The sequence below is a fragment of the Pseudomonas sp. PA-1-6B genome, assembly GCF_021609545.1.
Taxonomy (GTDB): Bacteria; Pseudomonadota; Gammaproteobacteria; order Pseudomonadales; family Pseudomonadaceae; genus Aquipseudomonas; species Aquipseudomonas fluorescens_BV.
Genome location: NZ_WJZM01000054.1, coordinates 1 through 21,358, shown reverse-complemented (window position 1 = coordinate 21,358; position 21,358 = coordinate 1). Strand labels below are relative to the sequence as shown.

23 protein-coding genes and 1 pseudogene are annotated in these 21,358 nt (G+C 58.4%); 9 read left to right on the top strand and 15 right to left on the bottom strand.

The annotated features are described in order from the left end of the window. Positions 1-77: 77 nt before the first annotated feature. Positions 78-1,205: a glycerophosphodiester phosphodiesterase gene (locus GIV35_RS21645; protein ID WP_105228078.1), complete on the bottom strand. Its 1,128-nt coding sequence runs from the start codon at positions 1,203-1,205 to the stop codon at positions 78-80. 233 nt (positions 1,206-1,438) lie between these two features. On the opposite strand from GIV35_RS21645, the gene GIV35_RS21640 reads away from it, so the two are divergent. After that, positions 1,439-1,762 carry a DUF2025 family protein gene (locus tag GIV35_RS21640; RefSeq protein ID WP_236264725.1) on the top strand — a complete coding sequence of 108 codons (324 nt, stop codon included), beginning with the start codon at positions 1,439-1,441 and terminating at the stop codon, positions 1,760-1,762. A gap of 131 nt (positions 1,763-1,893) precedes the next feature. Here the strand turns inward: GIV35_RS21640 and GIV35_RS21635 are convergent, their stop codons facing one another. Beyond that, positions 1,894-2,214, bottom strand: coding sequence for an antibiotic biosynthesis monooxygenase family protein (locus GIV35_RS21635; protein WP_034128487.1), 321 nt, complete (start codon positions 2,212-2,214; stop codon positions 1,894-1,896). After that, a complete protein-coding gene (locus tag GIV35_RS21630; protein WP_236264731.1) occupies positions 2,211-2,918 on the bottom strand; it encodes a CTP synthase C-terminal region-related (seleno)protein in 708 nt (235 codons plus the stop codon). The genes GIV35_RS21635 and GIV35_RS21630 overlap by 4 nt, the downstream gene beginning before the upstream one ends. A gap of 79 nt (positions 2,919-2,997) precedes the next feature. On the opposite strand from GIV35_RS21630, the gene GIV35_RS21625 reads away from it, so the two are divergent. After that, positions 2,998-3,882, top strand: coding sequence for a LysR family transcriptional regulator (locus GIV35_RS21625; RefSeq protein ID WP_236264724.1), 885 nt, complete (start codon positions 2,998-3,000; stop codon positions 3,880-3,882). A 25-nt stretch (positions 3,883-3,907) separates the two neighbouring features. Here GIV35_RS21625 and GIV35_RS21620 read toward each other — a convergent pair whose 3' ends face one another. Together GIV35_RS21620 and GIV35_RS21615 are read right to left on the bottom strand one after the other, a co-directional pair. Next, the gene (locus GIV35_RS21620) at positions 3,908-5,227 is read right to left on the bottom strand and encodes a methyl-accepting chemotaxis protein (protein WP_213153612.1); all 1,320 of its coding nucleotides are present in this window, start codon (positions 5,225-5,227) and stop codon (positions 3,908-3,910) included. A gap of 326 nt (positions 5,228-5,553) precedes the next feature. Further along, positions 5,554-6,180 (bottom strand): TetR/AcrR family transcriptional regulator, encoded by a 627-nt coding sequence (locus GIV35_RS21615; protein ID WP_105229186.1) that lies wholly within the window; start codon positions 6,178-6,180, stop codon positions 5,554-5,556. 122 nt (positions 6,181-6,302) lie between these two features. Here GIV35_RS21615 and GIV35_RS21610 point away from each other — a divergent pair, with 122 nt between their 5' ends. The 3 genes from GIV35_RS21610 to GIV35_RS21600 all read left to right on the top strand — a co-directional run bounded on the left by GIV35_RS21610 (position 6,303) and on the right by GIV35_RS21600 (position 9,844). After that, positions 6,303-7,361, top strand: coding sequence for an MBL fold metallo-hydrolase (locus GIV35_RS21610; RefSeq protein WP_105228072.1), 1,059 nt, complete (start codon positions 6,303-6,305; stop codon positions 7,359-7,361). A gap of 266 nt (positions 7,362-7,627) precedes the next feature. After that, a complete protein-coding gene (locus GIV35_RS21605; RefSeq protein WP_233475357.1) occupies positions 7,628-8,164 on the top strand; it encodes a hypothetical protein in 537 nt (178 codons plus the stop codon). 144 nt (positions 8,165-8,308) lie between these two features. Further along, entirely contained in the window at positions 8,309-9,844 is a 1,536-nt protein-coding gene (locus GIV35_RS21600; RefSeq protein ID WP_236264723.1) for an amidase family protein, read from the top strand. Positions 9,845-9,954: 110 nt separating this feature from the next. Here the strand turns inward: GIV35_RS21600 and GIV35_RS21595 are convergent, their stop codons facing one another. The 7 genes from GIV35_RS21595 to argH all read right to left on the bottom strand — a co-directional run bounded on the left by GIV35_RS21595 (position 9,955) and on the right by argH (position 16,829). Then, positions 9,955-10,335: a helix-turn-helix domain-containing protein gene (locus GIV35_RS21595; protein ID WP_054896732.1), complete on the bottom strand. Its 381-nt coding sequence runs from the start codon at positions 10,333-10,335 to the stop codon at positions 9,955-9,957. 90 nt (positions 10,336-10,425) lie between these two features. Then, complete coding sequence (locus tag GIV35_RS21590; RefSeq protein WP_236264722.1) at positions 10,426-11,376, bottom strand: hypothetical protein; 951 nt, start codon at positions 11,374-11,376, stop codon at positions 10,426-10,428. 54 nt (positions 11,377-11,430) lie between these two features. Beyond that, positions 11,431-12,600, bottom strand: a complete 1,170-nt coding sequence (locus GIV35_RS21585) for an MFS transporter (RefSeq protein WP_236264721.1) — start codon at positions 12,598-12,600, stop codon at positions 11,431-11,433. A gap of 163 nt (positions 12,601-12,763) precedes the next feature. Beyond that, positions 12,764-13,585, bottom strand: coding sequence for an ABC transporter substrate-binding protein (locus GIV35_RS21580; protein WP_105228066.1), 822 nt, complete (start codon positions 13,583-13,585; stop codon positions 12,764-12,766). A gap of 25 nt (positions 13,586-13,610) precedes the next feature. Next, the gene (locus tag GIV35_RS21575; RefSeq protein ID WP_003193648.1) at positions 13,611-14,375 is read right to left on the bottom strand and encodes an amino acid ABC transporter ATP-binding protein; all 765 of its coding nucleotides are present in this window, start codon (positions 14,373-14,375) and stop codon (positions 13,611-13,613) included. A gap of 24 nt (positions 14,376-14,399) precedes the next feature. Further along, positions 14,400-15,278: an amino acid ABC transporter permease gene (locus GIV35_RS21570; protein WP_019819278.1), complete on the bottom strand. Its 879-nt coding sequence runs from the start codon at positions 15,276-15,278 to the stop codon at positions 14,400-14,402. Between the two features lie 123 nt (positions 15,279-15,401). Next, complete coding sequence (gene argH / locus GIV35_RS21565) at positions 15,402-16,829, bottom strand: argininosuccinate lyase (protein ID WP_223024355.1); 1,428 nt, start codon at positions 16,827-16,829, stop codon at positions 15,402-15,404. A 193-nt stretch (positions 16,830-17,022) separates the two neighbouring features. Here argH and GIV35_RS21560 point away from each other — a divergent pair, with 193 nt between their 5' ends. Then, positions 17,023-17,982, top strand: a complete 960-nt coding sequence (locus GIV35_RS21560) for a LysR family transcriptional regulator (protein WP_236264720.1) — start codon at positions 17,023-17,025, stop codon at positions 17,980-17,982. A gap of 96 nt (positions 17,983-18,078) precedes the next feature. Here GIV35_RS21560 and GIV35_RS21555 read toward each other — a convergent pair whose 3' ends face one another. Beyond that, positions 18,079-18,726, bottom strand: coding sequence for an HAD-IB family hydrolase (locus GIV35_RS21555; protein WP_054918285.1), 648 nt, complete (start codon positions 18,724-18,726; stop codon positions 18,079-18,081). Positions 18,727-19,105: 379 nt separating this feature from the next. On the opposite strand from GIV35_RS21555, the gene GIV35_RS21550 reads away from it, so the two are divergent. From GIV35_RS21550 to GIV35_RS21540, 3 genes are read left to right on the top strand one after another with little or no spacing between them, the layout of a single operon-like run. Further along, positions 19,106-19,591, top strand: coding sequence for an Hcp family type VI secretion system effector (locus GIV35_RS21550; protein ID WP_236264719.1), 486 nt, complete (start codon positions 19,106-19,108; stop codon positions 19,589-19,591). Next, positions 19,588-20,301 (top strand): DUF4225 domain-containing protein, encoded by a 714-nt coding sequence (locus GIV35_RS21545; protein WP_200648318.1) that lies wholly within the window; start codon positions 19,588-19,590, stop codon positions 20,299-20,301. The genes GIV35_RS21550 and GIV35_RS21545 overlap by 4 nt, the downstream gene beginning before the upstream one ends. Beyond that, positions 20,298-20,594 (top strand): hypothetical protein, encoded by a 297-nt coding sequence (locus tag GIV35_RS21540; RefSeq protein WP_034128474.1) that lies wholly within the window; start codon positions 20,298-20,300, stop codon positions 20,592-20,594. The genes GIV35_RS21545 and GIV35_RS21540 overlap by 4 nt, the downstream gene beginning before the upstream one ends. Positions 20,595-20,733: 139 nt before the next feature. Here the strand turns inward: GIV35_RS21540 and GIV35_RS21535 are convergent. Together GIV35_RS21535 and GIV35_RS21530 are read right to left on the bottom strand one after the other, a co-directional pair. After that, positions 20,734-20,906 (bottom strand): annotated as a pseudogene (locus GIV35_RS21535) (HNH endonuclease); the annotation flags it as partial. 66 nt (positions 20,907-20,972) lie between these two features. After that, on the bottom strand, positions 20,973-21,358 hold a 386-nt coding region (locus GIV35_RS21530), incomplete at its 5' end, for a ribonucleotide-diphosphate reductase subunit beta (protein WP_177413714.1).

Below are 21,358 nucleotides of genomic sequence, written 5' to 3'. Positions count from 1 at the left end.
GGTTGAGCTGTTTAAGTGGCGCCAGATTAACCAGCGCAACTTAACTCAGCCTTAATGGCTCACTGACACCAACGCTTTTAGTACTTATGGTCGTTGAGCAGGTCTTGCACGCTGGACGACGGCCAGCGCTTGTAGAACTTCAACAACTCGGCGGCGCGGTTGGTGAAGATGCCGTCGACGCCGGCCTTCATGACCTTCTCGAAGTCCACCGGCTCATCCACGGTATACACATGCACCAGCAGGCCCTTGTCGTGGGTCAGCTTGTTCATTTCCGGCTTCACCAGGTCGGTGTAGCTCTGGTCGCCGTGGTCGGTCAGCTCAGCCGACGGGCCGGTGCCGATGGCGCCGAGGCTTTTGGCCTCATCGACCCACTTTTCGAATTCGGCGGCGTCTTTGGGCTCTTGCTTGGCGTAGTAGGCGGCCTTGGTGGGTTCGCCAGACTCGGCGAAGGTCACTTTGGATTTGGGTTCGATGCTGCCTTCACCCACCCACAGCAGCAGGATTTTCGGGGTGTTGGGCATTTCTTTCTGCAGCTCTTTGAGGCTGGCGGTTTCGAAGGTTTGCAGCACCACGCGGCCCTTGCCTTGGCCGACACCGGTGTTGCTCTTGCCCAGTTTGGAGCCGGCGGAGCTCAGCCAGCCTTTGTCGAGCAGCTTGTTTTTCAGGTCGGCTTCGATACCGGGGAACTGCTTGGGCTCCTTGGTCTCGATGTACAGGCCGGGTTTGTGCGAGGGGTTGCCTTCGGCGATCTTGATGATGTCGTCCAGGCTCAGGATTTTCAGGCCAACGAAACCAGGGCGCGCGCGGTCCGGGTAGGCGGCGTTGAACCAGCTGCCGGCGTCGAGGGTTTGCAGTTCTTTCCAGGTGAACTCGTTGGCAGGCGCGTCTTTGCGCTCGGGGAACTTGGTGGCAACGTCGGTGGTGCGCTGCAGGTTGTTGTCGTGCAGGGCGAACAGTACGCCGTCCTTGCTACGTTGCAGGTCCAGTTCCAGGTAGTCGGCGCCCAGGTCGCGTGCAACCTTGTAGGCAGCGGCGGTGGATTCAGGTGCGTCGTAGGACGCGCCACGGTGAGCGATCACGGCAGGATAGGGGATGCCTTCGTTTGTCGCCAATTCGGCCGGGCTGACCGGTTCGGCAGCCTGTGCCTGGCCAAGGCCGAGCATCAACGCCAGCAGCAAGGCGCTTTTGGAAAACGTGACAGGCATATGCGAAGTCCTTTCGTGGAGGTAACTTTGAGAAGGTGTCCTTTTTAACAATTGATTGCGAACGGCGCTATCACCAAACCGACATTAACGTGCGCACCGGCCAATTTTGTCGACTTTTTTGCAGGGCGTTGCAGTATTCTTACGGGTAGCTGCCCCGTCAGAGGGCGGTAATTTCTGCCACGCGTGTAAACCATCTTTCCAGTCCCCTGTGGGACTTTTCAGTGAGGTTTACCATGCGCATCACTTCAGAGCTTATCTGCCAGGCCGCCGACCAACTCCATGGATTTGTCGGCCTCAACCGCAAGACCGGCCAGTACATCGTACGTTTCAGCGAAGACTCATTCGGCATGGACGTGGCCGATGACGGCATCATCCCCACGGCCGAGTTCGTCTGGCTGCCGGCCGCCGACCACACCATGACCCTGTGCCGAGCCCGCCTGCAGTTGTTGCTCGACCAGAATATCGACGAGCGCATCAACATCACCGAGCCGCTACGCGTGTATATGCGCCGGGTAGAGATCCCGCAGATCAGCGCGTTGCGTAGTTTGGTGAGCTGAGCGTCCGCGATTACTAACGATGACGAGCAAATGTGGGAGCTGGCTTGCCTGCGATAGTATCACTGCGGTTTCACTGCATCACCGAGGTGTCTGCATCGCAGGCAAGCCAGCTCCCACAAGGGGTCAGTGTCTCAAGTGGAGAAGGTGTAGGCCCGCTCTACCTTGCATACCCGTGTGTGAAACGCCGCATACCAGGTGGCCCGTCCTTGCTCGCGCACCTGCCGATGCTCGGCCTGCTGTTTCCAGGCCAGGATCGCCGCCTCACTGGCCCAGTAGGACACGGTGATCCCCAGTCCATCCTCCCTCGCCGATTCCACCCCCAGGAACCCCGGTTGTTGCCTGGCCAGTTCCAGCATGCGTGTGGCGGCCTCGCCATAACCCAGGTCGGCGCCGGTGCGCAGCGAGCTGAAAATCACCGCGTAATAAGGTGGGGCGGGTGTCTTGGCGATCATACCGATACCTCCTGGCAGGCCTTGAGCAGCGCAATCGTCAGCGGCGGCGTGATGCCCTTGAGTGCGGCGCGTTCGGGCTGGAACAGGGTGGCGACGAAGAACGGGTGGTCGAGCAGTTCCACCGCGCGCAGATCGCCCGCCGAATCGTGGCCGGTGGGAATCAGGTTGGCGTCCAGCAGGGCGTCGGCAAAGGCGGGGTTGATGCCGTAGCGGCAACGGTAACCCTCGTGGATGTCCAGGCGGCCGTAGGCCTGGGCAATGCGCGTGTACGGGGCCAGGCGCACGGTGTCGCTCACTTCCACCAGGGAGCAGTCCAGCGGCGTGATGACGGCGCGTTCAGCATCCGGCATTAATTCGCCGTGCTGGGCATCGGCCCAGCCGAGCACATGGCGGGCATATTCCAGCACGGCATGTTGAAAACCGCCGCAGGTACCGAGGAAAGGGCGATCTTGTTCGCGGGCAAAACGTATCGCCCGCAGGGCGCCGTCGACATCGCGATAGGGGCTGCCGGGCACGCACCAGAAACCGTCGAAGTCGCTCAGGGCAGAAGTGGAGGTGAGGGTGTCGGTGGCCAGCCATTGCACTTGGACGTTCAGGCCCAGAACGTCGGCGGCCTGTTGCAGGGCCATGGGAATGGCCTGGTGGGCGGTCACATCGGGGTTGTAATCACCGATCAAGGCAAGGTGCAGCGCGGGGGTTGGCATCATGTACGTCCATGACTTGTGGTGGGGTGATATCCACTATAGATTGGCGCTCACGCAATCAATATTGGCGTTTGCCCACATGTTCAATGCAGTCACGCACTATCAAATCGACTACGCCGACCTGTCATTGATCCTGGCCCTGGTGCGCGGGGGGACCCTGGCGCGGGCGGCGGCGCTGCTGCGGGTGGATGTATCCACGGTGTTCCGTGCGGTGCGGCGGCTGGAGGCGGCGCTGGGCCAGACCCTGTTTGAAAAAAGCCGTGCCGGTTATTTGCCCACCAGCCTGGCGAGCAACCTGGCACAACAGGCCGAGCGTGCGGAGCAGGCGCTGGAGGCCGCGCGCATCGGTGTGGAACAGGGCGGTGAAGTCATCAGCGGCACCGTGCGCCTGACCTGCACCGACTCGGTGTTGCAAGGTTTGCTGTTGCCGGCCCTCGCGCAGTTCATGCCGGCCTACCCGGCGTTGACCTTGGAACTGAGCACCTCCAATGACTTCGCCAACCTCAGCCGCCGCGATGCGGATATCGCCCTGCGCCTGACCAAGACGCCGCCAGCGCATCTTGTCGGACGTTGCCTGGGGGCGGTGACCTACCAGGTGTGTGCCAGTGCCGACTATGCGCGCCTGCACCCAGACCATGAGTGGGCCGACCTGGCCTGGATCGCGCCGGACGATTTTTTACCCGATCATCCCACCGTCATCTGGCGCCGTGAGCATTTGCCGGGCGTGCGTCCCCGTTATCGGTGCAACAGCATGCAGTCGGTGACCGAATTAGTGCGCGCGGGGTTGGGCGTGGCGGCGCTGCCGGATTTTCTGATGGGCGATGGCCTGCAACCGCTGGGCCCTGCGCTGGCAGGGCACGATACGGCGCTGTGGTTGTTGACGCGGCCTGATTGCCGGGCGTTACGCTCGGTGGTGACGCTATTTGATGAACTGGGGCGGCATGTGCGCTGGCGGCGAAGTTAACCTGCAGACAGCCAGCGCCAATGGCTCAGCGATTGCCCCGCTCATTGGCAAACGCACTTACCGCTTGTACTGCCTCGCCGGTGCCTTCGCGAATCTGCAGGATCACCGTGCCGGCCTGGTTGGCCAGTTCCACACCCTGGGCGGCGCGGTCGCGGGTGGCGTCCATGCTGTCGATGGCTTGGCGGGTTTCGTCCTGGATCATGGCGATCATGCCGGAGATTTCGGCGGTGGAGCCGCTGGTGCGCGCCGCCAGTTGCCGCACTTCATCGGCCACCACGGCAAAGCCACGGCCCTGCTCGCCGGCGCGGGCGGCTTCAATGGCGGCGTTGAGGGCCAGCAGATTGGTCTGGTCGGCAATGCCGCGAATGGTATTGACGATGGCGGTGATCTGTTGCGAGCGTTCGCCGAGTTTGGCGATCAGTTGCGAAGAGGTGTCGATATCCACGGCAATTTCGCGCATGCCGCTGGCGGTTTTCTGAATCACCTCAGCGCCTTTTTCCGCCATCTCCTGGGTGTTCAACGACAGGTGGTAAGCCTGGGCGGCGCTCTGTGCGTCAGCGGCATGCTGTAGCACGCGGGCGGTGACATCCGAGGCGAACTTCACCACTTTGCACAGGCGCCCGCTGGCGTCATACACCGGGTTGTAGTTGGCTTCCAGCCACACGACCTGGCCGTGTTTATCCACCCGCTCGAACTGGCCATTGAACAGCTCGCCCTGGTTCAAGCGCTTCCAGAACTCGCTGTAGGCCGCACTGTTGGCCAGCTCGGGCGTGCAAAACAGGCGGTGATGCTTGCCCTGGATCTGCGCCAGGCTGTAACCCATGCGCTGCAGGAAATTGCCGTTGGCGGTGATGATGGTGCCGTCGAGGTTGAACTCGATCATCGCCATGGCGCGGTCGATAGCTTCGAGCTTGGCGTTGGCTTCGCTTTCGGCTTGCAGGCGCGGGGTGACGTCCATGGCGTACTTCACCACTTTGATCACATTTCCCGCCTCATCCCGTACCGGGTTATAGCTGGCTTCCAGCCACACCGAGGCGCCGTTGGCACCTACTCGTTCAAAGGTGCCCGACCGGAATTGGCCGTTGCGCAGGTGCGTCCACAGCTGGTTGTAGTCAGCGCTGCGGGCGAACGCCGGGGTACAGAACATCCGATGGGGCTGGCCCAGGATCTGTTCGGCGCGGTAGCCCATGGTCTTGATGAAGTTGTCATTGGCGCGCAGCACGGTGCCTTGCAGGTCGAATTCGATCACGGCCATGGAGCGTTCGATGGCGTCCAGCAGGCTGGTCTGTTGGGCAAGGCTGTGTTGCAGGGTACTGATGGTTTTCTTGTGAGCGTTGAATAACATGGTGGAGGGCTCGGGCATGCAAGCGTATGCGGGGTCCATGTATTTGCGCCTGACCCCGTAGGGCCCCTGGCCTTACGGTTGACTTGCTCATTGCCAGCTTCCTGATGCTGACAGAGGGGGGTAGAACAACGGTGTCAGAGTGATCAACCGACCTGGAAGTTCGCCCGTCAGGCAGGACTATTTTGACCAGGCGACCAATGGCGGCATTATGCTATTGCGGCAGGCCGGCGAATGAAGTTTCAGACGAGGTGTCATCAGACAACTCAGGGTGGATGGGCGACCACGCAACGGGTGGAATACGCCAAAACGCTCTGCAATAACGCGTCTTAGTGTGAGGGTGGAGTGCTGGCTTCGTAGCCGGCCAGGAACAGGTCGATGGCTGATTCGATGACACCAGCCTGGGCGGCAGGGTCGAGGGTGGGCTGGCCGAGGGTAATCTGCGGCCAGAATGCAAACGCCTTGAGCAGGCTTTGGATCTGGTGGGCGGCGAACGCCGGGTCGGTGCAGGTGAGACGGCCGTCTTCCTGGGCGGCGCGCACCCATTGGGTAAAGCCTTCTTCTCGTGCGCTGAGGCGGTTGACCATGTCTTGAGCGCGTTCCGGCGAATGAATGGTGGCAGCAATGGCTACGCGTGCCAGGTCGAGGAAGTTGGCGTCCGACATCATCTGCATTTTCGCTTCCAGCAACGTGCGCAGTTGGTCGCGCAGCGGGCGGTCGCTGGTATAGATCACGTCCAATTGGGCAACGCTGCTGGCCCATAGTTGGTGGAGGATCTCGGCGAACAGTTCTTCCTTGCTGGGGAAATGGTTGTACACCGTGCGCTTGGAAACGCCAGCAGTGGCGGCGATCTTGTCCATGCTGGTGACCTCGAAGCCGTGCTCGCGAAATTCGGCAATCGCCGCCGCCACGATGGCTTCGCGTTTACGCTCGGTGAGGCGTTTGGGGGCAGTCATGGAAGGCATTCGACTCAACAATGAAATTACACCGAGCAGTTTACTTGCTCCGGATTCTGTTGCAATGTAGAAACTACACTGTGCAGTGTAATACTTGAGCGGACAGCAGGAGTCACTTTGTCATGGCCACTATTTCAACCCGTCTCGACCCGGCGCCTTCGGCGCCCAAGCCTGCCGAACAGGGCCTGGGGCATTTCAGCAACGACGCCCCGGTGCAACACGGTGGCTTGGGCAAGACCCTGCGTATTTTCTGGAACATGCTGTTCAACAAACCGCGCACGACCCGGCCGGTGGGGCAAATTCCGGTGCAGCCACTGACCCGCGAGCAGTTACTGGCCGCACCTGATCACAGCGTTTATCGCCTGGGCCATTCGACCGTACTGCTGAAAATTCGCGGTAAATTCTGGGTCACCGACCCGGTGTTTGCCGAACGCGCCTCGCCATTCAGTTGGGCCGGCCCCAAGCGTTTTCATCAGCCGCCCGTCAGTCTTGATGAGCTGCCAGCGCTGGAAGCGGTGATCCTTTCCCATAATCATTACGACCATCTCGACCGTAAAGCGGTAGTCCAGTTGGCCGAAAAGACCCGCTACTTCCTGGCGCCCCTGGGCGTGGGTGACACGCTGGTCAAATGGGGCGTAGACGCCAGCAAAGTGCGCCAGCTGGAGTGGTGGCAGGGCATCGAAGTCGATGGCGTTCGTTTTGTCTGCACGCCGGCTCAGCACTTTTCAGGGCGCGGCCTGTTTGATGGCAACCAGACCCTGTGGTGCTCATGGGTCATGATCGACGCTACGCGACGTATATTTTTCAGTGGCGACACTGGCTATTTCGACGGTTTCAAACGCATCGGCGAGCAGTACGGGCCGTTCGACCTGACCCTGATGGAAACCGGCGCTTACAATGTCGATTGGCCCCATGTGCACATGCAGCCGGAGCAAACGCTGCAGGCGCATATCGATCTGAAAGGGCGGTGGCTGCTGCCGATTCACAACGGCACCTTCGACCTGGCCTTCCACGCCTGGCACGAGCCCTTCGACCGCATCATGGCCCTGGCCTGGGAGCGCAATGTCTCGATCACCACTCCGGCAATGGGCCAGGCGTTCCGCCTGAACCAGCCCGAGCGCGGGCAGGCCTGGTGGCTGGAAGTGGAGCCTCAACCGGTCAACGAACACGCAGCAAGCTGAGCAGGTGGCCCGCTTGGAAAAGAGTTTTTCATCGAATTTCTGCTCTGCGACAAAGGGCAAATGAGAGTGCGATGATCCCGCGGGAATTTTATTTCCGGGAGGATGTTTCGATGGACAGCCACTGTAAGAAGCTTTGGAAAATAGGGGTGCCTTGTGCCCCAGCCCAACCGCTACCCCCGCCAATGAACGCCGCCGACGTACCCGCTTCACCACCCCATGCAGCACCCACCTCTATTGTCTTTGGCACCGAGCAGGCTGCGGGCGCCATGCTCGTCCCTGGGTATAACGCCCTGGCGCCCCATCTACGGCCGGTGCGTGACCCCGCGCTATCACTTGTCGCCCTCAGCGGCGAGGACCCTACCGAACCAGTGATGGTAGAGGTACCGCTCGTGTTGAATAACACCACGTTCACCGCCACGCGGGCGTTGACGGGCTATCGGGTCGGGTATGTCGAGCGCTATGTGCAGGGCAATCACGTTGAACGGGTCGAACACAGTGAGGCCTTGCACCGAGTCTTCGACACCCTGCGCAGGGCCGGTGTCCAATGGGTAGCGGTGGACATGCAGCGCAGCGGCGACAGTCAGCAGGCCTGTCGTGAAATCGATGAGCGGGTGGCAGGCCTTCGCCTGGATGCCTTGGTGTCGGAAGATCCAGAAGCCGCCTTTCATAACGCCTCGAGAAGCGGATACCCCACGGTGTGTGAAACCCTGGAGGATGGCTCCAGAGTCTGGTTTTACGGTGCACGCTGGGCAGGTGATCGTTTGGCGGCACTGGTACGCGCTTACCGCCAGCTACGGCCATAGAGGTTATTGAAGACTACGTCGGGCTGGGAAGAGTAGGGCGCAGCAGCAGGATTCGCCCGAAATAGTGATGGGGTGTCGGCTCTTAGACTGGTGCGGTGTTATCGACCGATAACGCTCACATCCAGTTAGACAGAGGGGAACTTCATGATCGGACCAGTTTCGGTAAGCGGATGGGCAACAGGCCTGCTTCAGGAGCTTTCAAACCCTGTGCAAGGTTTCAAGAGTGCCTGCCAAATGTCAGTGGAGATGGGCCAAGGAGGCGGCGTTACCTCAGAGTCACTATTGAGGGACTCGCTCAAGCAGATTGCCAATATTGATCGTGGGCTACAGGGCGGCAATGCGTTTTTGGAAACCAACCCGGATGCCATGAGGGAGGCGAAGGCCCGCGACCAGGAACGTGCCAATGGCCGCGTACTCAAGCACTTGCATGGGGTGCCGATAGCGCTGAAGGATGTCTTCGAAACCAACGACCGCATGCAGACCAGTGCAGGTTCGAAGGCCTTGGTAGGCGCGCCGGCCACTAAAACCGCCAAGGTTGTCGAAAATTTGTTGAAGCACGGGGTGGTGATTGTGGGGAAAACCAATATGAGTGAGCTGTCCAACTTTCGGTCACTATTACCTGCGGATGGCTGGAGCTCTCGAGGTGGCCAGACGCTGAACCCTCATCGACTCGGAGGGCCGGTGGCTGGGTCGAGTTCAGGTTCGGCAGTGGCGGTCGCCCAAGGGCATGTGCCTGTGGCACTGGGGTTGGAAACCAACGGATCGATCATCAGCCCCGCCGCCTACAACGGTGTGTTTGGCCTGAAAACAACGACGGGCCTTGTCAGTACCGAAGGCGTCATGACCAGCACTCGCATGGATGCGGTGGGGACTTTTACCCGCAATATCTGTGATGCGGCAGAAGCGCTTAACGCAATGACCGAGACCACTGCCTACACCAAGGGCCTGCGCTCCGACGCCTTGAAGGACAAGCGAATTGGCTATACCCCTTTACCTGAGTTGTCCGCTGAGGAGGCCAAGGACCCGGCCAAGCGAGCAGACCGCAAGCACTATGAGGCGGCGCTCGACGTGATGAAGGCCCAAGGGGCGATTCTGGTGCCGGTGGCGCGGTTGGATGCTGGCGTCCCCGAACAAACCTATGTCGATTATAACAACGCGCTGTTCTCGGACGTCAGGCAAGCGCTGGAAGACTACCTGGCTGGGCGAGAAGGTTTGCCGGTCAAATCACTCTCTGAGCTGATTGCTTTTATCAACCGCACCCAAAAACCTGGTGAGCCTGACCAGAAACAGCTGGAAATGATCAATGGGGTGCAGACCAGCAAGAAAGATCGCGATGCGCTGTGGAAAGCCGTTCTTCCTATATTTCAGAACACCATTGATGACCCCATGAAGGAGCACAAGCTCGACGCCATGGTGTCGAACTTCCAGTCCGACAGTTATTTTTTCAGCGCTGCGGCCGGGTACCCAGGCATATCCGTTCCGTCAGGCATGGATGAAGACGGCATGCCCACGGCACTTTACGTGTATGGCTCCGCCAACAGTGAAGCCACCTTGCTGTCAGTCGCCTATGGTTATGAACAAGCCTCACAGGCCATTCAAAAACCGGCTTTTCTCCCAGGTGCTCCCTTCACACCGACACCTGCCAGTACAGAGGACGTGGTTGAGACTACTGACACTTGAGTTTGAATCAGCCTCTGCAGACGGCTGCCTCGCAGAGGTTGTGCCAGGGTTCAATCGACCGCCACGGGTGCATTTGAAACCATTGAGGTGCCCGGAGAAACGCCTGGACTCTACGCACCATTGGGTTGAGGCGTTTGTGAGTCAATGGTTGCGGTGGTTGAACCCATCAACCGGGAAATGAGGCCTTGCGCAGAAGGTTGCGCTGCGGCGGTATCAAACCGCCGCGCACTCATCCCCCACCCCGGCGCGAACCCCGGGAAAAATACCAGCCCTTCGGCCTCCAGGCGAAACGCCAGGATCAAACGAGTTTCATCGTCCACGTCGCCGTGGCCTTCCAGTTTCTCAATTGCTTGCACCGCCACGCCAGCCTGGCGAGCCAGCTCTTCGCGGCTCCAGCCCAGCATGACGCGCGCCTGCGCGCAGTGTTTGGTGGTGAATTGATGCAAGACGATCTGTTGTTCTACGAAAGAACTCATTGCCAGAGAGGACATGGGGTTTCTCCAGGTTCGACAGGGGAGGCGCAACTATACTGTGTTTTTGTACAGTTGTTTCTACCGCTCATCCACTGGCGTTGCAACCCCTTATGATTCCAGCCCTGGTGCCTCACGAATAATCAGGTGATCCAGGTTCTCGATCCTGGCGCTGAATACCCCGAACGTCTGCTCGGGTTTTTTCTGGCTGGGCACCTGCACAAGCTGCGGCGTGACCCCGTAGAAAAAGCAATACAGCGGCCGTTCGCTGCTGGCTGCCGCCTTGATCTGTTCCAGGAATGCCGTGCGCTTGCGGTAGTTTTCGATAAGCTTTTTGCTCAGGTAGACATTTACCGAATAGGGCTTTTTGTCGAGCCACACCTTCTTTTCGAAGTCGATGCGAAAACTGCTGGTGTAGTCTTTGATGGTCTTGATCTTGCCCCAGTAAATCAAACCCTGGTTGTCTTGCAGGTATTCAATCTTCTTGAAGAATGCCCAGTAGGTCGCCGTGTGCTCACCGATCTTCAAAGGCATTGCCTTGAGCTTGTCCTTTTCATCGATGTTGGACACGTAGCACTCCACTGGGTGTGCGAATACGCTGGTTTTGTCCGGGATCGAGTCATTGCTGCCAGAAGAGGTGGTAGCGCAGTTTGCGGGCACTTTCGTCGGCTCCTGCAGGACGCTTCCAGCGGTGCCGACTACCGGCGTTCTAGGCTCGTACAGTCGCCGCGTCAGCACAAGTTCCGATGGAAAATTTTCCTCACGCTCGTCGTCATTTTCACCCATCGCAGGTTTATGGCTGCCGGCATAGCGGCAGCCGTCGATATGCCGCGTGCCGGGTTTGTTCTTGAAGTGCGGCGTGCGCTGGTAGTTGACGTTCTTGGCATTGAAGGTACTCAACGCATTGGCGCTATCGAACGCCGCACGGCAGGCGTCGTTGGGGCACAGGAAGCTGTCCTTGTCGGAATCGAAGGCGGTAGTTTCATCGAAATTCAGATCTCGCACGTCGTAGATCGACAGCTTGTCGTCGAGACTCAGGCTGTAGGCCGTGTCGAATTTCATAGGGCTCGGGTCCGTCAGAGGTTTGGCTATTAATAGCCGGATCTTGCGTAAATATCAGCAAGAAACTGCCACGCGTCGCCCGCTCAAGAAACACAGGGTGCCGCCCATGGCCGTGAGTGCGGCCAGGGCAAAGAACATGCTGGTGGGCGCCGCATTGATCAGCAGATAGCCACAAATCATCGGGCTCATTGCCCCGCCAAACGCGGCCAGGTTCTGTGCGCCGTAATAACTGCCCCGTAGTGCATCCGGCGCGATGGTGTCGATAAACAGAAACTCCGAGGGGTAGATGATCATCTCGCCCAGGGTGAACACGAACATTGCCAGGCACCAGGTCAGCAGACTGTGCGCCTGGCTGAAGCCGACTAACCCGGCAATAAACAGCAGGGTGCCCAGCACGATCCAATGGCGCAGTTGCTCGCGCTTGAGAAATCGGCCGATTTGGTACTGCATCAAAATCACGGTGATGGCGTTGCAGGCGAGCACCGCAGACAGAATTTTCAGTGCCTGGTCGGGTGTGTAGGCCACTAGCAAAAACTGCGACAGATACAGGGTGTAGCGCCCATGGACGATGGTGCTCAACAGGCTGCCGCTGGTGAAGAGGATCAGCGTGCGGTCGCTGCGCAAGGTGCGCAAGGTGCTGAGGAAGCTTTGAGGCTTATGACTGTCGTCGCGCTGGGTCGGCGCAATGCCGATCATCAGGAACAGGCTGCCAAAGGCAATGGCGCTGGCGATCAAAAACGGTGCCCACGGCAATTGGCCGGCAATCACTACGCCCAACATCGGGCCCGTGGCATAGCCGACATTGGTCAGGGTGTAGCGCAGGGAAAACACCTTGGCGCGCTCACCCACCGGCAGGTTTTCGCTGATGATCGCCTTGGAGCCGATCAGGAACAGCGCTGACGCGGCTTCAGTCACAACAAGGGTCAGCGTGGTGAGGTAGAGGTTGCTGGCAAAGGTCAGCAACAAAAAACCGATGGAGCTGGAGAGCATGGCCAGGATCAACAGCTTGCGCTTCTCCAGGCGGTCGATGATGTAGCCGCCGTACAAACCCAGGAGCGTGGCGATGAACACGGCGACCCCCATCAGCAGGCCGATGTCCTGCTGGTTGAGGCCTAGGCGTGTGCTCAGCCAGAGGGCCAGCAACGGGCTGGTCATGGCACGGCTGACCACGATGGTCACCGAGCAGATCATCAGGCGACGGATTACCAGGGAGTAGGTGGCCACGGTGGGGTGGGCTCCTTGTGATTCTTACCTACACGACTCAGATCACCAGCGAACGCAGATTGAGTGTGGGAGCTGGCTTGCCTGCGATAGCGGAGTAACAGCCAACATTGTTTTAGCTGACCCACCGTTATCGCAGGCAAGCCAGCTCCCACATTCGATGGCGTTATTGGCCAGAGTTGATGGTGATTTTCTCGACCGCCCCCTGTTCCAGATCCCACTTCTTCAGGATCTTGCCGTAAGTTCCGTCATCAATCATGCCCTGCAATGCCTCACTGATCGCCGTGACCAACTCGGTATTGCTCTTCTCAATCCCAAGCCCGGTGAATTGCTTGGAAATCGCCAGCCCCACCGGCTTGTACTTGCCCTTGTCCAGCGACATCAAATAAGGAATGGTCTCGCTGCCCTGCATCGCCGCATCCAGGCGGTTCTGCTGCAACTGCGCCCGCGCATCTGCCGAGCCTTCGGTGCCGATCACCACGATTGCCGGCTTACCCGCCGCTTCGCAGTTTGCCTTGCTCCAGGCGGTAATTTCCGACGGCCAGGTGGTGCGGCGGCTGGTGCCGACTTTTTTACCGCACAGGTCGGTCAATTCCTTGATCTCTTCGCGCTTGGCCAGGGTGTACAACTGTGGGCCGCTGGTGAAGTAGTCGATGAAGGTCACGGCTTTCTGGCGCTCGGCGGTATCGGTCATGCCCGACAGCACGATGTCCACGCGCTTGGTGGTCAGGCCGCTGAGCATTTGTTCGAAGCCGGTTTCCTGCCATTTGATCTTCACGCCCAGTCGCTCGGCCAGGGCGTTGCCCAGGTCGAAATCGAAACCGGTGAGTTTGTTGGTGGCCGGGTCCTTGAAGTCCATCGGCGGGTAGTTCGGCACGATGGCCGCGCTGATCTCACCCTTGTCCTTGATGGCTTGCGGCAAGGCCGCGAATACACACGAGGAGGCCATCAGGCCTGCAAGCAAGGTAGGGATAAATATCTTCTTCATAGGGGCGTTCTCGTTAGTTTTTTAGTTAAGTGCGAACGGCAGAAATAAAGCTTTGGGTACGCGGGTTTTGTGGGCTTATTAGAATGTCTTCCGGGCTGCCGGCTTCCACAATCTGGCCGGCGTCCATAAACACCATGCGGTTGGACACTTCGCGAGCGAAGCCCAATTCATGGGTGACCACGATCATGGTCATGCCGGTGGTGGCCAAATCGCGCATCACCGACAGCACTTCGCCTACCAGCTCCGGGTCGAGGGCTGAGGTGGGTTCGTCAAACAGCATCAACTTGGGGCGCATCGCCAAGGCTCGGGCGATTGCCACACGCTGTTGCTGGCCACCGGACAACTCCACTGGGTAGGCATTGCGCTTGTCCGCCAGGCCAACGCGGGCCAGCAGTTCCAGGGCATCTTCGATGGCTTCCTTGGGCGAGCGCTTGAGCACCTGGCACGGGCCTTCGATGATGTTTTGCAACACAGTCATGTGCGGGAACAAATTAAAGCGCTGGAACACCATGCCGGTGGCCAGGCGCTGGCGGGCGATCTGCGCTTCGTTCATCTCGTGCAGCTTGTTGCCGACCACTCGATAACCAACCAATTCGCCATCGACCCACAGGCCGCCCTTGTCGATCTTTTCCAGCTGATTGACGCAACGCAGCAGGGTACTTTTGCCCGAGCCGGACGGGCCGATGATGCACATCACTTCGCCTTGCTCGACCTCTATATTGATGTCACGCAGGGCGTGATACTGGTCGTAATACTTGTTCAGGTTGACAGCCTTGACGATGCTTCTCATGGGGCAAATCTCCTCAACCCAGGCTTACGAACGCTTGCCGGCGCCGCGGGCAAAACGACGCTCGAGGCGACTTTGACCAAATGAAAGAACAGTCACCACCGCCAGGTACCAGATGCCCGCCACAATCAGCAGCTCCATCACCCGGGCGTTGGCGTAGTAGATGTTTTGCGCGTTGTGCAGCAGTTCCGAGTACTGGATCACACTGGCCAGGCTGGTCATTTTCACCATGCTGATGAACTCGTTGCCTACGGGCGGGATGATCACGCGCATCGCCTGCGGCAGAATGATCCTGCGTAGCGCCTGCAGGCTCGGCATGCCGATGGACTTGGCCGCCTCGTATTGGCCGGTGTCCACCGACAGCAAGCCGGCACGCACCACTTCAGCGGTATAGGCGCCCTGGTTAATGCTCAAGCCGAGCAGGGCGGCCACGAAGGGCGTCATCAGGTCGACGGTGTCGATGCTGAACAGGCCCGGAATCGCGATCACCGGGAAGATCAACGCCAGGTTGAACCACAGCAGCAGCTGCAAAATCAGCGGTGTACCGCGAAACAACCAGGTATAGGTGATGGCCACGTAACGCAGGATCGGGTTGGCCGACATGCGCATGATCGCCGTGATCACGCCGATCACTACGCCCAATGCCATCGCCAGGATCGACATGACGATGGTGTTCACCAGGCCCCAGAGGATGGCTTGCGACGTAAGGAACTGGCCAATGTAGGACCATTCGATCTGGCCATTGGCAAACGCGCGCAACAGCGCCGCCAACACAATCACGATCAGGGTGGCAAAAAACATCCGCCCGTAATAGCGCCGCGGCACATGCTCGTACTGGGTGATATCGAACTGGTTTTCGGACAACTTGCGCTCGGCTTCCAAGCGCTCGGCCGGGGTTTGGTTCATGCTGCTACTCCAAAACTAATGATGCTCTAACCGATGTACACGGTGTTACGGTTGAAACCCGGTCAAATGTGGGAGCTGGCTTGCCTGCGAAAGCGCCGGTGAGCTCACCACACCTACCAAGGCTTAAATCCGAAACCCCTGATAACTCTCAGCCCACTTCTGCTGTTCAGCCAAAGCAATCTTCAACCGCCCAATCTGCTCCTTCACCCGCTCCGGCGCCGTCCCACCCCACCCACTACGCGCCGCAATCGCCGCCTCCAGGGTCAGGCAGTCGCGCACGTCCGGGGTGAGTCGCCCATCCACCTCGGCCAACATCGCCGGTGAGGCTTGCCACAACTCAATCTCATGCTGCTCACAGGCCTGCACCAGCGCGCCGGTAATCTCATGCGCCTCCTTGAACGGCACACCACGGGTGGCCAGCCAGTCCGCCACCTCAGTCGCCAAGGTAAAGCCCATTGGCGCCTGGCGCCGCAACTCCTCTACCTGCACCTTCATGGTCGCCACCATGCCGGCCATCGCCGGCAACACCAGCAGCAAGGTGTCCACGCTATCCAACACGCTGTGCTTGTCTTCACTCAAATCGCGGTTGTACGACAGCGGCAGCGACTTGAGCGTCGACATCAGCCCGGTCAGGTTGCCGATCAAACGCCCGGCCTTGCCCCGCGCCAATTCGGCAATGTCCGGGTTCTTTTTCTGCGGCATGATCGAACTGCCGGTGGCGTAGGCATCGTCCAGCACTACCCAGCAAAACTGGCGCGACGACCACAGGCAAAACTCCTCCGACAGCCGCGAAATATTCACCCCGAGCATGCCGGCCACAAACAGGAACTCCGCCACATGGTCACGGCTGGCGACGGCGTCGATGGAGTTTTCGCATGGCCCGGTGTAACCCATTTCCCTGGCCGAGTGCTCTGGCTGACGCGCTATCGCCGAACCTGCCATGGCGGCCGCGCCCAATGGCGACAGGGCCGTACGCGCATCCCAATCCACCAGGCGCTGCACATCGCGCAGCATCGACTGCGCGTGGGCCAGCAAGTGATGGGCGAACACAATGGGTTGCGCCTGCTGCAAATGGGTGAAGCCCGGGCAGATGCTCTCCACATGTTGCTCGGCCTGCTCAACCAGCGCCTGCTGCAAACCCAGCACCTCGTTGGCGATGGTGCGCGCATGGTCACGCAGGAACAGGCGCAGGTCGTTGGCCGTCTGGTCATTGCGCGAGCGTCCGGCGCGCAACTTGCCGCCCAGGGCGCCCAGGCGCTCGGTCAATACGCGTTCGATAAAGGTGTGCACGTCCTCGTCATCCAGGGTGGGATGCAGGCGACCGGCGGCGAAATCCTCACCGATACGGTCCAGGGCTTCGAGGGTGCGCAGGGTTTCCGACTCATCCAGCAAACCGGCGCGCTGCAACTCACGGGCATGGGCACGGGAGCCGGCCAGGTCGTAGGGCGTCAGGCGAAAATAACGCTCTGGGCAACGCGACAACGCGGCCAACGCCGCAGACGGACCGGTCTTGAAACGAGCGCCCCAAAGGCGGTCGGTGGGCTGGGACATGGGTATTCCTCACGCTTGTTTTTAGAAGAGTCGGAGGCAGTTTCAACAGAAGTTTATCGGTGTAGAACCGGCATCTGACGCGCCGTATTCAAGGTTGCCAAGGGCGGATGTTTATGTTCATTATCGCCGCCTGGCTATGTTCAAGGATTGGGTTCAAGCCTGTTGAATATGGCACTCGAGGTCAACGCGCATTATGGAAACCCCACTTTCCACTTCTGGAAACCTGCCGCCAAAACCCGGCACACGAGCACCGCTGCAACTGAGTGGGCTGGACTTCAAATTGCTGCGGGTATTTATGGCCGTGGTCGAAGCCGGCGGCTTCAGTGCTGCGCAAAACGAGCTGAACGTGGGCCTGGCGGCCATCAGCAAACAGATCTCCGACCTCGAGATTCGCATCGGCATGCGCCTGTGCACACGGGGCCGCGAAGGGTTCGGGCTGACCGAAGAAGGCAAGTTGGTGTATCAGGCATCCATCGAGTTATTTACCTCAGTGGACAGTTTTCGCGACAAGCTTAGTTCGGCGCAAAACGAACTGATCGGCGACCTGAGTGTGGGCGTTATCGATAACACCGTCTCTGACGTCAATTCCCCGCTGATTACCGCCCTGGGCAACTTACATCGCCAATCGCCAAAAATAAGATTGCGCCTACATGCCTCGCAATTGGACGAAGTTGAACGCGGAGTAGTGGAAGGGCGCTTGGTCGCCGGCATTGTCCCGGTGTACCAACGCCGTGAAGAATTCGACTACTTCCCGCTCTACGAAGAAAAGGCCCACGCCTACTGCGCCGTAGGGCATCCCTTGTTCACTGCGAGCGACATCACCCCCGATGCGCTTCGCCAATACGAAGTGGTCAACCATCGGTATGCGATCCATCGCGACAAGGCCAACTTCGTCAGCCACGACAGCCAGTCCGCCTCGGCTTCACAAGTGGAAGCCGTCGCCATCCTGATCCTCACCGGCCGCTTCCTGGGCTTTCTGCCAGAACACTACGCCACGCCACTGGTGAGGGAAGGGCGCCTGCGCGCACTGTGCCCACAGCAGGTTCATTTAAGCACCGCGTTCAACCTGATCCTGCGCCACAACGCGCCACGGAGCCCGATGGTCAAAGCCTTCGCCACAGCCTTGGGCGTGGACCTCAAAGCTACGACATAGCTCTCCCGAGCTACGCAGATCAAATGTGGGAGCTGTCGAGCCCCAGCGAGGCTGCGATGGGATCGCCTCGGTCTCCCCGCCAACCTCACCCCCGCATCACCGCTGCAACCGAGCTCGCTTTTTCTTCTTCGCATGAAAATGTCGAAAATGCGCATCCTGCGCCGCAGCCAGCAACTCTCGATCCCCGCGCGTATCGCCCCAGGCCCTGAGCCGATACTCCCCCAGGTCGCCATACACCGCCTCAAGCCGCAGCACCTTATTCTCACAACGGCAATTATTCCCGGTGAGCTTGCCGGTCAGCACCCCATCCACCACCTCAAGCTCAGTGCCGATCAAGCGGATGCCAAGCCGGTCGGCAAACGGCTGCAACACCAACGCCGGCGACGCCGAACACAGCGTCACCACCGCCCCGGACTTCACCTCATCCGCCACTGACTGCAACCCGCTCGGGCGCATCAGCTTGCTCCAGCGCGCCTGGCAATATTCCTGCGCTTGCTGCTCAACCCAAGCCTTCTCCACCCCGGTCATAAAGGTGCGAATCAACTGCGCCTTTAACTCATCCCGGCTGATCTGCCGCACCAAAAACCGCAGCCCCGGCACCGCCAGCTTGACCATCCGGCCATAAAACTCACCGGGGCCAAAGGCAAACTTGAGGAAGGGCACGAAACTGTCGTGGTGGGTGAGGGTGCCGTCGAAGTCAAAGACGGAAAGTACTTTGGCGTCTGCGGGGCCGGCTTCGAGCATGTCTGGGTTCACGGGTGGTCCTTATCAGGTAGGGCGGTTTCATAGCGTTGTGACTGGCGCTTGCCTGCCGGGGTTCAGGTTGACGGTTCAGCCTGGTCGCTGCGGGTCAGCCTCTGCGCTCTTTTGTGTGCGTGCGACGGTCCATGCGTTTATGGCGATACGAGTTTACTACCCCTGAGCCAGGAGTGGGGCTTCCGAGGTTCCGGCACGCTCATTCGAGAGCGAGTGCAGTTAGGTCTTACAAGTGTTTTGGCCGACTGATTGGAGTGTGGGTTAAATTTCCTACATACCACTCGCACCACTTAAAGCGAACTTTCCGATATTTCCTATTTGCTATTTTTCGTATGGTAAATGCCAAAAACAACAAGGCGTTAACCCTATGGCAAACCACGGCTACATGACCATCAGCTGCAAATCCCAAGGTCTGATTTCTGCAAAGTGTTCGACTCAAGACTCTATCGGCAACAAGTGGCAGGAGGGGCACTGCGACGAGATAATGGTGCTGTCCTTCCACCATAATATGGCTAACAGGGGCAACGTCAGGGCGTCGAGTCATGGGCCGATTGCCATTACCAAAAATATCGACAAATCTTCACCCTTGCTGGCGGTAGCGCTTTCCAACAGGGAAGAGCTCAACTGCGTCATCAACTTTTACCGTATCGCCCAATCGGGCTGGCATGAAAAATACTACAGCGTCGATATTCGAGGCTGCATCATCACCGACCTCACTGTCGACGTACCGCATTCTGTTTTGCATATTGATGCAGAGGCACAAGAGCATGTTGCGCTTAAATATCGTGAAATAATCTGGACTCATCATCAGGCGGGAACAAGTGGCTTCAGTACTTGGGAGACAGGCCGGTGAATAAAAAATATGAAAAACAGCAACCCACATTTTACGATATCTGGGTGGTTAGTCAGGCTGCAGCGTATCTGACTAACCAAGCTTGTACCATCAGTGCTCGGAATATTAATGATGGGGTTGTTCGGTTACAGTTCAATCGGGAGGTGGCTTATTACGCGCGGAGTATTGTTAGGGATGTTGAGGAAGGCAGGAAAACAATTGATCAGGGGTTGAAGGAAATAAAGCGCGAACAAAAAAGCCTCATAAACCAATCCCTGGAGGTGGGGAGCAAAGGCATCGGGGTTATCGCGGGCGCACTTCAGTTTGCGACTGGGGCAGGAATTTGCTACGCCTCAGTCGGTACGCTGTGTTTGCTGGCGGGTATCCCGATCATGGCACACGGCGCTAATAATATTTATGAGAACGGTCGCAATTTAATGAATGATGTCTCAGATACAGCGGGACCAGTCAGGAGCGCATATCGCGCCGCAGCAACGTCATTTGGATATGGTGAGCGTGAAGGCGACCTAGCCTACGGTGGTACTGATATAGGATTGTCAATGTACAGTCTTGGTAGGCGTGTGATTAAACCTGACGCATGGCGATTGTTTAGATACATAAGATCAGATAAAGAACGGGCTTATAAAACTATGGGTGCCGCGCCGTTAGGGTTGGAAGCTTATACCGACTACGAGACCGGTAGGCAAATATATAAAAGGCTTAATGAATGATTGTGCTCTGGTCTGCGTTGTTTGTGATGGGTGGCGTATGGTCCGCTTATGCTCTGAAAAGGAGGTTTTCTGGGTGTGATTTGAATCATATAAAGCTGTATTCTTGTGTGGTCTATAACGGCTATTTTGTGGTGTCCTATATTGAGGTTATTAAGTATGGCGAGTTTCCTTTTTTTGGGATTAGGACTGATTTTATTATTCAATATCCCATCATCGAGTGGATTGCCTTTTTCGGCATATTGGCTCACGGATTTGCACTTCCGATGAAGTGGAAGGTCAGGCGCTGGTTCTGAACGAAAAAAGAGAGTGTAGGCTTGTCGGAGGCAGAGAGTACTCAGGCCTTAGGTTCGGCTTCGAGCATGTCTGGGTACACGGGTTGGCCTAGGTCCTATCTAATAGTATTAAGCATGCATCAGCTATGACAATAGGAGCCTACTCCCGTGCCAGTCTTCCGATCTTGGCGTAAAGCCTTTCGCTAAAAGCCTCCCGACCACTCGACCGATGACAACGCTGATGGCAATTGGGCACAAGGCTACAGCATTGGTGATGCGATCCGAGCCCTTCTGGGCCAGGTGCTTGACGTGATGGACTTCAAGAAATAGCAAATTCCTTTTTTACCGACGAAAAAAAGCCCTGAACATGCCAGGGCTTCCTTTAGCGCTTAGTCCGGATCAATCCCAGCTCAACGCGCCGCCGGTCTGATACTCGATCACACGGGTCTCGAAGAAGTTCTTCTCTTTCTTCAAGTCCATGATCTCGCTCATCCACGGGAACGGGTTAGTCGTGCCTGGGTACTCTTCCTTCAAGCCGATCTGCGACAGGCGACGGTTAGCGATGAACTTGAGGTAATCCTCCATCATCGCCGCATTCATGCCCAACACCCCACGAGGCATGGTGTCACGCGCGTATTCAATCTCCAACTGCGTACCCTGCAGAATCATCTGGGTCGCTTCTTCCTTCATCTCGGCATCCCACAGGTGCGGGTTTTCGATTTTGATCTGGTTGATCACGTCGATACCGAAGTTCAGGTGCATCGACTCATCGCGCAGGATGTACT

What these genes read in the sequence shown, in the direction of transcription:
- GIV35_RS21605 (WP_233475357.1), top strand. Translation starts at nt 7,628, where the DNA reads ATGCTCGTCCCTGGGTATAACGCCCTGGCGCCCCATCTACGGCCGGTG.
- GIV35_RS21560 (WP_236264720.1), top strand. Translation starts at nt 17,023, where the DNA reads ATGGAAACCCCACTTTCCACTTCTGGAAACCTGCCGCCAAAACCCGGC.
- GIV35_RS21590 (WP_236264722.1), bottom strand. Translation starts at nt 11,376, where the DNA reads ATGAAATTCGACACGGCCTACAGCCTGAGTCTCGACGACAAGCTGTCG.
- GIV35_RS21540 (WP_034128474.1), top strand. Translation starts at nt 20,298, where the DNA reads ATGATTGTGCTCTGGTCTGCGTTGTTTGTGATGGGTGGCGTATGGTCC.
- argH (WP_223024355.1), bottom strand. Translation starts at nt 16,829, where the DNA reads ATGTCCCAGCCCACCGACCGCCTTTGGGGCGCTCGTTTCAAGACCGGT.
- GIV35_RS21600 (WP_236264723.1), top strand. Translation starts at nt 8,309, where the DNA reads ATGATCGGACCAGTTTCGGTAAGCGGATGGGCAACAGGCCTGCTTCAG.
- GIV35_RS21630 (WP_236264731.1), bottom strand. Translation starts at nt 2,918, where the DNA reads ATGCCAACCCCCGCGCTGCACCTTGCCTTGATCGGTGATTACAACCCC.
- GIV35_RS21580 (WP_105228066.1), bottom strand. Translation starts at nt 13,585, where the DNA reads ATGAAGAAGATATTTATCCCTACCTTGCTTGCAGGCCTGATGGCCTCC.
- GIV35_RS21615 (WP_105229186.1), bottom strand. Translation starts at nt 6,180, where the DNA reads ATGACTGCCCCCAAACGCCTCACCGAGCGTAAACGCGAAGCCATCGTG.
- GIV35_RS21610 (WP_105228072.1), top strand. Translation starts at nt 6,303, where the DNA reads ATGGCCACTATTTCAACCCGTCTCGACCCGGCGCCTTCGGCGCCCAAG.
- GIV35_RS21620 (WP_213153612.1), bottom strand. Translation starts at nt 5,227, where the DNA reads ATGTTATTCAACGCTCACAAGAAAACCATCAGTACCCTGCAACACAGC.
- GIV35_RS21550 (WP_236264719.1), top strand. Translation starts at nt 19,106, where the DNA reads ATGGCAAACCACGGCTACATGACCATCAGCTGCAAATCCCAAGGTCTG.
- GIV35_RS21645 (WP_105228078.1), bottom strand. Translation starts at nt 1,205, where the DNA reads ATGCCTGTCACGTTTTCCAAAAGCGCCTTGCTGCTGGCGTTGATGCTC.
- GIV35_RS21635 (WP_034128487.1), bottom strand. Translation starts at nt 2,214, where the DNA reads ATGATCGCCAAGACACCCGCCCCACCTTATTACGCGGTGATTTTCAGC.
- GIV35_RS21575 (WP_003193648.1), bottom strand. Translation starts at nt 14,375, where the DNA reads ATGAGAAGCATCGTCAAGGCTGTCAACCTGAACAAGTATTACGACCAG.
- GIV35_RS21625 (WP_236264724.1), top strand. Translation starts at nt 2,998, where the DNA reads ATGTTCAATGCAGTCACGCACTATCAAATCGACTACGCCGACCTGTCA.
- GIV35_RS21640 (WP_236264725.1), top strand. Translation starts at nt 1,439, where the DNA reads ATGCGCATCACTTCAGAGCTTATCTGCCAGGCCGCCGACCAACTCCAT.
- GIV35_RS21595 (WP_054896732.1), bottom strand. Translation starts at nt 10,335, where the DNA reads ATGTCCTCTCTGGCAATGAGTTCTTTCGTAGAACAACAGATCGTCTTG.
- GIV35_RS21570 (WP_019819278.1), bottom strand. Translation starts at nt 15,278, where the DNA reads ATGAACCAAACCCCGGCCGAGCGCTTGGAAGCCGAGCGCAAGTTGTCC.
- GIV35_RS21555 (WP_054918285.1), bottom strand. Translation starts at nt 18,726, where the DNA reads ATGCTCGAAGCCGGCCCCGCAGACGCCAAAGTACTTTCCGTCTTTGAC.